We start from the raw sequence: 11,132 nt of genomic DNA on the forward strand, positions 1-11,132 counted from the left end.
CCGCTACGAGAAGACCGCGACCATCTACCTGGCCGGACTCCACATCGCGGGCATCTTCCTCTGGTCGGCGCGGTGATCCAAACGAAACTGCCTAGTCGAGGACCAAGCGCCGTGTCCCGTTGTGAGTAGACGCACTCGTCCAGGGACGGGTGTTCAAGTGGTTACGCACAGCTGTCGTCATGTGCTAGTTGTGGGATCTTGGTTGTCAGCACGGGGGAGGAAGTCGGGTGGCGGAGTCCGGAGTGCGGCGGGCGTCGCGCGCACAGGACGCGGTGCGGCTGCTCTTCCTGTTGGATCACTGCGGCGCGCCGCACGGTGATGACCAGGCCGGGCAGGAGCCGCAGGGAGCGGTTGCGGTGATCCGGGGGCAGAAGCGGCTGCAGGCGTTGGATTTTTGGCTGCGGAATCCCGATTACCTGGCTGATGAGTTGCTCAACCAGGTCGAGGCAGGCAACGTCGACGACACTGCGGGGGCGCTAGAGCGAGCTGGTGCTCTTCTGGAGGGGGATGAACCAGAGATCTCCCGCTATCCGATGCTGCGCTGGCGGTTCGGCGCCTGGGAGGCACTGGACGATGCCTTGGGCCTTTTGTACGCGCACGGCCTGATTGACATCGTGGCGGTGGGGGAGCCACCGGTGAAGGTGGACCGGTGGGACTACTACCTGCTGCCCGCTGGCCGGGGCCTAGCGGGGGAACTGCGGACTACTGCCTCGGACCTGGCCTGGTACGACGAACGCGCGGCGATCGTGCTGGCGGTGGCGGGGCAGAGCAGCGGCAGCCAGCTGAAGGCCCTGCAGTACGCGCAGGCGGAGTACGAGCGCACGGTGTGGAAGGCCAGCATCAGCGGTATCACCGACCGCGTGCGGCAGCGGCTTGCGCAGATCACGGAGCAGAGGGCGGGAGCAAGCCGATGAGCGACTTTGTGGAGACGGTAGCCCGCCGGGCAGGTATCGAGGCAGGGCTGGCAGGAGAGATCCTGGCCCGGCACGGAGTGCGCGAGAGCGGCATCCTGCCCCGTCCGCGTCAACTGCTAGTTAAGCGCCTGGCCTTCACCGGTGAAAAGAGCGGCAAGTCCACCGGCACGGTGGACTTCTCCTGGGACCTGGGACCCGGCCTGTGGGGCGTGACGGCGGACAACCTGCGAGGCAAGAGCAGCATTCTGGAGATCATCTGGTGGTGCCTGCGCGGCTCGGACGCTCTACAGGCCGACGTGCGCCACTGGATCCACCACGTACGCCTGGACGCCCAGATCGATAACGAACCGTTCACGGTAGGCGTCGACACCACCGGCAGCCAGCTCACCGGCACCCTGACCGTGGGCATCCAGGAGCACGCCACGCAGTTCGCGGGCGAGGCCGAATTCGCGTCCGTGATGGACGCGTTCATGATGGACAGGCTCGGCTTGGAGTTCCTGCGCGGCTGGCGCAAGGACGCCACTGCGGACACGACGGACCAGGCCACGACAGGCAGCGCCGACGGCCAAGTGGTGGTCACATCCTGGCCGGCCTTCAGCCACGCTCTTCTGTGCCGCAACCGCGAGAGCGACGCCCTGCTGGGGCAGACCGCTGGCGGCGGCACGATGGTGAGCCTTCTGCAGATGTTCGTCGGTCTGCCCTGGACGGCCACCCGCCGCGACGCCAATGCAGCCCTGGGGCTGGTGCAGCAGTCCTTGCGAGGACAGCGTCGGCGCGCGCAGCAGGACCTGGCAGCCCGCAGCGCCTCTGTGCAAGAACTCCGAGACCAGCTGGCTCAAGCCCGGCAGGCGGCAGCGCAGGCCGAAGCTGGCCCCACCATTCAAGAGGCGGCCGAGGCCGTGGAGCGGGCCGGTGCCCGACTGGCCGAACTGACCACCCAGCACGCTCACGCGGTGCAGCAGATGCACCAAAGTCAGCAAGCCGAGCAGGAACTCCACGAAACGTTGGTCCTTGATCAGAGCCGACTGCGGGACCTGCGTGAGACCGCGGCTGCCCAGCGTTTCTTCGGGGCTCTGAAACCCACCTGCTGCCCGCGCTGCTCCACCGCACTGGACCAGCTGCCCCACGCGGACCTCGACGAGGCACATTGCCGCATCTGCGGCTCCGCCCCCACAGAAGTCCCCGTCGATCCGTCGGCAGCCGATGAACTCGCCGCCTCCATCCAGACCCTCAAAGAGGCCCACACCGCAGCGAAGAAATCAGCCCGACAGGCCGCCCAAGCCGTCACCGCATCCGAGGCCGGCCTGGCCCAGGCCCGCACTGATCTCGCCGCAGCCCAGACAGCCATGCCCAGCGAGTCTTCTCTGCGCGCCCATCTTGAGGTCGCCCGTGTCGAGGGTGCCCTCGCAGAGCGCCAAGCCGCCGAACGCCGCGCCGAGCAGCCTGATCGGAAGTCACCGGAAGAAAGCGTCCTGGAGGCAGCTGCCAAGGAAGCCGACAAACGCGCGAAGAAGGCCTCAGACCAGCTCTTGGGCACCCTGAGTGCGGAGATCTGCCAACTGGCGATCCGGCTGGGGATGAAAGAACTCCAAGCCGTCAAACTACTGGGCAACGGCACGCTTCAGATCGCCAAGGGCGACAGCAAGACCACCTTCACCGCCGTCACCCCCGGTGAGCATGTACGGCTACGTATCGCTACTCTCCTCGCCCTCCTGCGCGTCGGCAAGGAAACCGGCGTCGGCCGCCACCCGGGACTGCTCTTGCTCGACTCCGCCGGCGCACAGGAAACCATCGACGTCGACCTGGCCGAAGTCCTCAGCCAGCTCAAGGACATCTGCGAGGAGACTTCCGGCCTCCAAGTCATCACCGCCACCGCCAAACGCGACCTGGCCACCACGGTCATCCCCGCCGACCGACTGAAAGCCGCAGGCCCGGGTGAGCCCGTGTGGTGACCGGCCCGTTAAGGTGACCGACCGTCCTTCGCCGCCTGTCCCATCGAGAAAGGCCACCCGCCGTGACCCCACTCGAGACGCTCCTCGCCCAGGACGGCGATCCACCCACCCTCACCGACCTTGGCGGTGAGGACACCTTTTGGCAGCAGGCCGACACCCTGGCCGCCTCCCCGCTGTGGTTCCGCGCCGCCGAAACCCTCCTTGCCGAATGGGACACCCTCCACCACCCCGACAAGGCCGCCGACTTCATCACCCGCGCTCTCACCACAGCCACCAGCCCCGCGGCTGCTGACGACCTCCTCGACCAGCTCGTCGAACACCCCGGCTACCTCCAGCGCGCGAGCTCCCAGCTCAACACCCTCGCCCTCGAACGCAGTCGCCACCACACCACCCCCATGGAAGCCGAACTCGCCGGCCTCTTCCTCGAAGCCGCTCTCCGCCTCGCCCTGCCGGGAACCACGCGCCGCTACGGACTCCTCGACCGCCTCGTCGACCCCGGCGCCACCAGGGCCCCTGCCGCCTACGCCCGCCGCGTCGTCCGCGCCCTGGGCACCGCCTACGAACACTGGCGGGACAGCGACCTGCTCGCCGCGCTGCAGCACTTCACCCAGACCGCGGTCCACGGCGACGCCGCCTACGAGCTCGCCATGTGCCACCTTGCCGACGCCGCCAACGCCCCCGACCGCCCCACCCTCCTTGCGGCATTCACCACGGCCCGCAGCTTCCTTCAACAGGCCATCGACGCCGACGAAGACCGTCCCGACGCCGCCGCCTACCTTGCCGCGCTCGACGCTGTCCTTGCCTTCGACACCGGCGACACCACTACCCTCACCACAGCGACCTGCCAGCTGCGCCGCTCACTGACCGAGCACGCCATGTGGCTGACCGGCACTCGCACCCACTGGCGCGCCGGCCGCTACGACACCGAAGCGGCCTGGTACACCCTCAGCCTCGACCTCGAACATGCTGACGCTCACCTCGACCAGCGGCTGACCATATGGCCCAACCAGACCATCCAGCACATCCTTGCCACCTATACCGCACATCGCAGCGTCCGCCTCCAGCCAGCCGACGCCGCCCCCGGCCTGCAAGTCCTGGTCGCCCCGCGCATCGAAGACGCCTTCGCCAACCGCCAAGGCTTGCTGCTGCACCTACGCGGCTTGGTCGCCGACGCTCCCGACGACTGGGACGCCAATGCCGCCCACCAACTTCTCCAAGCCATTGACGACCGCCTACAAGCCGACGCCCCCCAGGCGCAGTCAGAAGGCCCGGGAAAAGCCGCGGCGGCGGCCTCCTACCCGGAACTGGCCGCCGAACTCGGTAGCCAGCTCCTCGCCAGCCTGCCCGCACACATGCTCACCAGCCTCCAGGCTGGCCACGCAGACTGGGAAGCCACCCTGATCAGCAGGCTGCCGATCGCCCAGCAGCACATTTACAACGACATCATCGCCGTATTGAAGGGCTGCGACGATTTCCAGCACCCCACCGTCCGGCAGTATTTCGCCCACCTGATCGTCCAGACCATCCGCTTCCTGCACAGCAGGACCAATCGCGCCCGAGCCCACCACACACCTCGCTTCGCCTACCTCTTCGCCCCCAAGCCTGGCGAAAAGCTTCCCCTGGAGGAGACAGTCCAGGAGGACCTCCACGACTACCTCTACGGCAACCTGGAGGACGTCGACATCGAAGTCACCGACCGCAGCGGAGGCCGCGCCGATATCGAAGTCCGTTTCCCCGGCTTCTCTACCGTCATCGAATGCAAGCGCACAAAGGGCAAAACAACGCGCAAGGGGCTACGGCGCTACCTCGGCCAAACGGTCGCCTACCAGGCAGGCGGCATCACCTTGGGCATGCTGGTCGTCCTCGACCTGACACCCAAACCGAGCTGGATCCCCAACATCCGCGACGACATGTGGGCAGAGCACATCCCCTCGCCCGTCCCAGAACAACGAGACCGATGGGCCGTCGTCGTCCGTGTCCCCGGAAACCGGACCTCTCCGTACGACATGACTACGCCAGCCATGCCCTAGAGGAGATCGTCGCGTCCTGGACGCCACGAAGCAGTCCGCCCATGAGGGGCTGTAGTTGGCTACGCCGTGATCCCCTGCCAAAAAGCGCTGCCGGTGCGGCGGTTGGCCTGCGACCATCGGGCAAGAGTTCAACCAGGCGAGGAACGATGGCTAACTTCCAATTCGGTATGAACGACTACAGCGTCGACGTCCAGGCGCAGCACAACGTGACCTTCACCCAGGGCTGGGACGTACACCGTCTCGCCCTGACCTTCGACGTGACCGCCCGCGGCAACTACACCGTGGACGCGCCCTTCCTTGCCTCCGGCGACCTCTGGGTACACGAGATGCCGAACCCCGCCAGCTACATCGGCAGCGTCCACGCCCCGAGGGGCCCCGTGGGGCTGAAGCCATTCAAGATGCAGCTCACGCTGGAGACGACCGTGACGGACCGGCAGCTTCGCGGCCTGGAGAAGCTGCGCGCGGGTGCCGACCTGGTCCTGCGCGCCCAACTCAGCTTGACTGCCCTGGCAGAGACGAAGCACTGGCCCGTCGCCCAGGACCAGGAGATCATCCGTATCCCGCACGCGACGTGGAGCAACGCCCTCACCCAGCTCGATGCCGGCGCGTTCGTCGACGTGCTCATCCCGGTCACCACCGTGGAGGCCCGGGCCACCGGCGCACGACGGATCCGCGAAGCGAAGAGAGCGGTCCGCGACGGCCGGTACGAGTACGCCGTGACCCTTGCCCGCGCAGCCCTCGATCCCGTACGGGAGGCCTGCAACACCCAAAAGGTCCACGACCAGGCGGCGAAGAAGAAGGCTGCGGAGCGGGACCAGGAGGAGCGCTGGGCGGTACTCATCCAGAGCGCCTTCGCCTTGTTCAGCGGTGCCCCGCACGACGACTCGGGCACGACCGAGAACTTCGTCTGGACCCGCGCCGACGCCGTTGCGGCAGTCGCCACCGCCGCTGGCCTGCTTGCCCGGCTTGAGGATCGCCCGTAGCGGGCCGACGGCCATGCAGGCTGCCGCCGGCCACGGCTCGGGTCGTCTGGCCGCTGTCAGCGCGACTGGATCCAGAGGCCGCCGTACGCGACGATGGCGCCGCCGACCGCGGTTGCGACCCCTCGGAGCAGATGCAGGCCGGCCTCATTGCGGAGCCGCCGGGCGCGCTTGGCCCACCTGGTCCTCGAGGACGGGAGGGGTTCCGGGTCCGGGCTGTTACCCGTACGCTCGGGCTTGGACATGAGCTTCTCCTTCGTCGGGGATGTTCGGTCTTCTGCAGACGGCTCCCTGCCCACCAGGGGGCCGTCGCCGTTTCCGGCGACAGCCGTGCCGTTGTCCACCCATTGAGATTTTTGACGTCTCGTGGTGTGGACGAGGACCAACAAAAGCACCTCGAAACCCGCTCTGACCAGCGAAAACAGTGGATTGTCGAAAGAAGTCCATCTGTGTCAACGAGACGCCAATGCGGTTCTACTTGGGTCTTTGTGACCTCAACACGAGTAATCCCGGGGTCACCTGGGGTGTCATGCCGAGCATTCGTGAGCAATCGCGTGTCGAACCGAGTTGATGCGTGCGAGAGTTGATGGATGCCTCAGATGCTGCGGATGCCCAGCAAAGCCGACCTGCCTGATGGGACCAGGCGTGACTTTGTCGCCGAGCTGTTCGTCCACTTCAAGGAAGCAGGGCGCCCTACACCCGCCCGCATCGCAGCGAAGACCAGCTCTATGCAGGATCCACTTCCTGTAAGCCGGGAAACCATCCGTCGGCTCCTCAAGGGGCAGACGATCAGCACGTGGGAGCGAGTCGACGCGGTCCTGCGAGCCCTGTGCGAGATCGGTGGTCAGGACCCTGACCGCAGGCGCTGGTCGGAGTCGTCCGACTGGAACGACGATGGGGATCCGACCACCTGCAGGGAGCGCCTGCGCCAGTTGTTGAACGACGACATCGATGGCGTCGAACCGGAGAACGCCCCCGCTCCTGTCCCGCCGGCGCGATCCAACTCGGGGTGGGGCGCCCCTCGCACTCAGCCCACGCAGGATGATCCGTGGGCCACCACGCCCACGCCGGCCCCGACTACTCCAGCCAAGGGCGGCTACTCCGACGAACCGCCCTTCTAGACGCGTGCATGTGGTCGTCTGCTTGTGATCAGCCGTGTTGTCCTGACGGGGAAGCGGCGGGGTGTCTGCGACGGCTCCTGCCACCTGGGGCCTCATTGGACACGCTGCCGTCGCGCCGCCAGGCGAAGGGACCAGGCGAAGTACAGTCCGCTGCGCAGTGTGACCCGCAGCAGCCAGGCCACCCGGGTACGCAGAGGCTGCTTGCCGAGGTCGACCCACTCTGCCATCCACTCTTCGGGCCAGCGGTCACGGGCGTTCGCGGGCAGGAGGCGGGAGAGTGCTTCGAACAGAGGCCGTGCCCGTTGTAGGCGCCGGTCAGCACAGTCGTCCATGTCGCTCGCGGGTTCATCCCTGACGGCGTCAGCGGATTCCTGGGGAGGGGGTGGTATTTGCCCGAGCCCGCGTCGGATGCCCGAGGGGCCACCTCGCACGATGTCCCGCGCAGAGTCACTGCTGTTGGTACTGGGAGTTGCACGGCCTTGTCCGACGCGTTCCACCCAGTAGAGCTGCCGATGGCCGCGTTCATCGAGATCTTCGCTGATCTTTTGGGCTTCGTCGCGGGTGGCATACCTGCCGACCCGGTACCGGTTGCCGTTGTCGTCCTGGCGGATCACTAACCAGGGGAGCGTGAGCGTTTCGCTGACCTCATTGTCGGCGCCGTGCATAACGCAGCCTCAACTCCCCAGACCATCAGCAGGGCGAAGGCGGGCAGAGGTGGCGCCCCCCTGGTAGGCGGCGGCGAGAGCGACGCGGGCGGACTCGGCACCGCTTGGAGCGAAGCGGTAGTAGCGGCGGCGGGGCCGGGGCGGATCGGTCTTCTCGATCTCGTTCTGGTCTTCCCAGAAGGACTCAAGCCAGCCTGTGTTCTCGAGGCGGGCGAGGATCGGATGGATGGTGCCAGTGGGAAGGCCTGCTGCTTGGGAGAGTTCCAGACCGTAACGGGCCTCGGCAGGGCTCTCCAGCAGGGTCCGCAGCACCAGTTGTGTCTGGAGCGTCATGCGCGGCGTCTTTGCCATGCCAGAACTCTAGTATGGGATTCACCTGCACAACAGCGGAATGCGGCATCTGCCTCAGGCAGATGCCGCACCTCGAACTGTCGCTACCTACGCCCAGCGCATCCCGATCGCGGACAGCTGCTCGCGTCGGTCTTCCGGCAGCGTTGCCGCACGGGAGCGCTGGTTGCCGATCCATGCCCCGAGACGGAACTGCAGTTCCCATCCCTCACCCGAGAGCACGGTCTCCACGTGCTTGCGAGGGACGTTCAGATGGCCCTCACGCTCGTAGAACTGCTTCGCGGCTGCCAGGTTGGCGGCCCACTTGTCGGCCTGCGTACGGCGCGGCTTGGGCTTCTCGTCCTCGGTGGCGGGCTCGATCCCGAGGACCTGCTCCAGCATCCACTGCTGCACGGCGGTGAGCTTGTCCCAGCTCAGCCGTTGGGCACGCACCCACCGCCCGAGGTCTTCGCCCTGGCGCAGGACGTCACCCGGCTCGGTCGGCAGTGCACCGCCGTCGTCCAGGTGCAGCCGGGTGAGGTGGAACGCCCGCTGCCACTCCACCGGCCAGGTGGGGCACCACGAGGCGTCGATCTCCTCCAGCTGCTCGCGCCTGTCCTCCGACAGTGCGCCGGCCACCGATCCCACCGGCAGGCCCTCGGCACGCCGCTGCTCGATGTCCATCGCCTTGCGGGCGGCGGCCCGGGCGTTCTTGAGCCAGATGCCCACCCTGGCGCCCTGGTAGGTGGCGTCCAGCGGGGCCAGGAGGTGCCCGTTCTCGGCAGCCCAGCCTCGGGCGGCGGCCAGGCCCTCCTCCCACGCGACGTCGAAGTGCGACCACACCATGCCCAGCTTCTCCAGCTGCTGGACGCGGTCCTCGTCCATGTCCCCGCGGGCGTAGAAGCGGCGGGCGTCGGCGATCCACTGCCCCAGCGGGAAGTTGGCCAGCGAGGCCGGCCACCCCTCAGCCTGAGCCTCCTCACCCGCAGGCACCCGGTACGTGAACGGCACCTTCAGGTCGCCGACCTCCCGCGCGTACAGCACGGCGGCCTCGATGCCGCGCCGCCAGTGCTCGTGCTCGGGGTTGAGGACCCGCAGGTTGATGAACGCGGCCAGCGCGGCCGGGTCGCGCGGCGTGGAGAACTTCAGCAACGCCTTCGCCGACGCGGACGGCCCACCGTCCCCGCCCCCGCTCTTCTCCTTGCCCTTGGCGTCCTTCTGGACGGGCTTGTAGCGGCTCGGAGCCTGCTGCTGCGCCAACTGCTCCACGATGCGAGTGTCGTGCGCCCTGAGCGCCTCCAGCAGCTTCGCCAGCCCGCCGAACGCCCGGCTGGTGAGCATGTTGTCCGCCGTCTCCCCGGGCGCCAGCAGCACCGGCACCACGAGGGAGGCCATCTTGCCCTCGCCGGGCTGCATCCGCAGCGCACGGCCAACCGCCTGGACGAGATCGGGCATCGAGCCGCGCACGTCCGCGAAGTACACGGAGTCACAGTTGCGGGTATCGACCCCCTCGCCCAACACCTTCACCGAGCTGAGGAACGCCTTCTCCACCACCGTGCCGTCCGTGGCGATGAGAGAGGAGAACTCCCCGAGCACGCGCCAGCGGTGGAGCGCCTTGTGATCGCCGCACAGCCAGTCCGCCCACACCGTCGCCGGGTACAGCTCCGGATCGGCGGCGTGCAGCTGCGCCGCGACGTCCGGGACCCCGGCCGAGAAGGCTTCGGCCTCCTTGATGACGTGGTGGAACACCAGCGTGCGCTTGAAGGCCTCCTCTGCTGAGGCTTTCACCAGGGCAGTCTGGAGCGCGGCGAGCCGGGCCCCGCGCATCTCGTCCGACCGTCCCTCGGCACCCAGCAGCATGGCGGCCTGGAACTGCGTGTCGGTGATGTCCACGCACACCACCTGGTACGGCGCACAGATTCCCCGGTCGATCGCCTCCGACAGCGTCAGGGTGAAGCACCGGCTGCCAAACGGCCCGTCCGGGTCGTCCTCCATGCTCGCCACCAGCTCACCCGGCGCGCCCTGCTCCTGGTCCTCGTCCAGCTGCCACAGCCGGGGCGTTGCCGTCATGTACAGCCGCCGCAGGGACGGGATGCGGGTGTTGTCGTGAACGACCGCCCACGGCTTGCCGATCCGGCCCGACGTTCGGTGCGCCTCATCGACCACGATCAGGTCCCACGCCGAAAGGCCGGCGGTGTGCGCCCGCTCCAGCGTGCCCAGACCGAGGCTGGCGTACGTGGCGTACACGGTGACCTTCTCCAGGCCCCTCGTCCACTCCACCAGCTCGTCCACGTCCGTGGTGTTGGGAAAGGACACCTCCTCACCCCGCAGGGACGAGACCCCGATCATCGGGCCCCGGCGGCCTCCCTCACGCCACGCAGACTCGGTCTGGGCGAGCAGATCCAGAGAGGGCACGAGGACCAGCACACGGCCCGCGTGGAGCTCTTCCGCGCTCCGGACCGCCACCCGGGTCTTCCCGGACCCGGTCGCCATGATCACCTGTGTCCGCAGACCCCTCTCCGGCACCAGCGATCTTGCAGGGAGTTCGAGGGCACGGAGGACCGCGTCAATGGCTTCTCGCTGGGCGGCCTCGCGCTGATCTGCGCGGTTCGTGGTCGACATTCCTGTCTGCTTTCTCCTGGGTGATGCCCGGTCGGTTCGAGTGAGGGGAAACGGGAAACCTGCACGTAGAAGCGTCACAAGGGCTACGGTGGGAGTGGCTCGGGCGGTTGGCTACTCTGCCTCACCGAAGCACTCGCAAGGGTCCTAAGTGGATCTCGATAAGCCTCCGAGCGTTCCAAGGGTGGTGCGCTCTGAGTCCAGAGTCTATCTCGTGGTTCAAAATGAAGCAGCAACAAGGGAGAAAATCCCTCGAACGTGGCGCGATCCTGTTAGTCTGGCCCTACCGGAGCCGGAAAGCAGCCTGACGGGAGCTCATGCGATCGTGGTTTCAAGTCCAATCCCAGCCCAGCGTTTCCATGCCACTCTGACTCTCCGTCACCCCCACCGAGTCCCCCGATTCGGCCCGCGCCAGCATTCCGGTCCCCGCCTCCCCCTCTCACTGCTGCCGCTTTTCTCCTCAGTTCCCCTACGGGCCGGGTGGGTTGGGGCTGGAGCGGAGCGGAGGCCCCGTTCCGGGCTCG

The 11,132-nt window shown here is 67.5% G+C and carries 9 protein-coding genes and 1 pseudogene; 5 read left to right on the top strand and 5 right to left on the bottom strand.

Annotation, left to right across the window (positions count from 1 at the left end; genetic code table 11):
* Nucleotides 1–227: 227 nt before the first annotated feature.
* The 4 genes from ACH4ZA_RS39585 to ACH4ZA_RS39600 all read left to right on the top strand — a co-directional run bounded on the left by ACH4ZA_RS39585 (nucleotide 228) and on the right by ACH4ZA_RS39600 (nucleotide 5,879).
* Nucleotides 228–914 carry a hypothetical protein gene (locus ACH4ZA_RS39585; RefSeq protein WP_398433853.1) on the top strand — a complete coding sequence of 229 codons (687 nt, stop codon included), beginning with the start codon at nucleotides 228–230 and terminating at the stop codon, nucleotides 912–914.
* Nucleotides 911–2,866, top strand: coding sequence for a cell envelope integrity protein TolA (locus tag ACH4ZA_RS39590; RefSeq protein WP_158973292.1), 1,956 nt, complete (start codon nucleotides 911–913; stop codon nucleotides 2,864–2,866). Before ACH4ZA_RS39585 ends, ACH4ZA_RS39590 begins: the two co-directional genes overlap by 4 nt.
* A gap of 62 nt (nucleotides 2,867–2,928) precedes the next feature.
* Complete coding sequence (locus tag ACH4ZA_RS39595) at nucleotides 2,929–4,896, top strand: hypothetical protein (RefSeq protein WP_398433854.1); 1,968 nt, start codon at nucleotides 2,929–2,931, stop codon at nucleotides 4,894–4,896.
* A gap of 146 nt (nucleotides 4,897–5,042) precedes the next feature.
* On the top strand, nucleotides 5,043–5,879 hold the full coding sequence (locus ACH4ZA_RS39600; protein WP_158973293.1) for a hypothetical protein: 837 nt from the start codon (nucleotides 5,043–5,045) through the stop codon (nucleotides 5,877–5,879).
* 56 nt (nucleotides 5,880–5,935) lie between these two features.
* Here the strand turns inward: ACH4ZA_RS39600 and ACH4ZA_RS39605 are convergent, their stop codons facing one another.
* Nucleotides 5,936–6,121, bottom strand: a complete 186-nt coding sequence (locus ACH4ZA_RS39605; protein WP_037680736.1) for a hypothetical protein — start codon at nucleotides 6,119–6,121, stop codon at nucleotides 5,936–5,938.
* A 345-nt stretch (nucleotides 6,122–6,466) separates the two neighbouring features.
* Between ACH4ZA_RS39605 and ACH4ZA_RS39610 the strand changes: the two genes are divergently transcribed.
* Nucleotides 6,467–6,997, top strand: coding sequence for a hypothetical protein (locus ACH4ZA_RS39610; protein ID WP_398433855.1), 531 nt, complete (start codon nucleotides 6,467–6,469; stop codon nucleotides 6,995–6,997).
* 92 nt (nucleotides 6,998–7,089) lie between these two features.
* Here the strand turns inward: ACH4ZA_RS39610 and ACH4ZA_RS39615 are convergent, their stop codons facing one another.
* From ACH4ZA_RS39615 to ACH4ZA_RS39630, 4 genes and pseudogenes are all read right to left on the bottom strand, one after another.
* Nucleotides 7,090–7,224: a hypothetical protein gene (locus ACH4ZA_RS39615; protein ID WP_360020206.1), complete on the bottom strand. Its 135-nt coding sequence runs from the start codon at nucleotides 7,222–7,224 to the stop codon at nucleotides 7,090–7,092.
* A gap of 252 nt (nucleotides 7,225–7,476) precedes the next feature.
* Nucleotides 7,477–7,662, bottom strand: a pseudogene (locus tag ACH4ZA_RS39620) (hypothetical protein); the annotation flags it as partial.
* A gap of 9 nt (nucleotides 7,663–7,671) precedes the next feature.
* Complete coding sequence (locus ACH4ZA_RS39625) at nucleotides 7,672–8,013, bottom strand: PadR family transcriptional regulator (RefSeq protein WP_229868564.1); 342 nt, start codon at nucleotides 8,011–8,013, stop codon at nucleotides 7,672–7,674.
* A gap of 87 nt (nucleotides 8,014–8,100) precedes the next feature.
* On the bottom strand, nucleotides 8,101–10,611 hold the full coding sequence (locus ACH4ZA_RS39630; RefSeq protein WP_398433856.1) for a Helicase associated domain protein: 2,511 nt from the start codon (nucleotides 10,609–10,611) through the stop codon (nucleotides 8,101–8,103).
* Nucleotides 10,612–11,132 lie beyond the last annotated feature (521 nt).

The organism is Streptomyces sp. NPDC020597 (genome assembly GCF_044335095.1).
GTDB lineage: Bacteria > Actinomycetota > Actinomycetes > Streptomycetales > Streptomycetaceae > Streptomyces.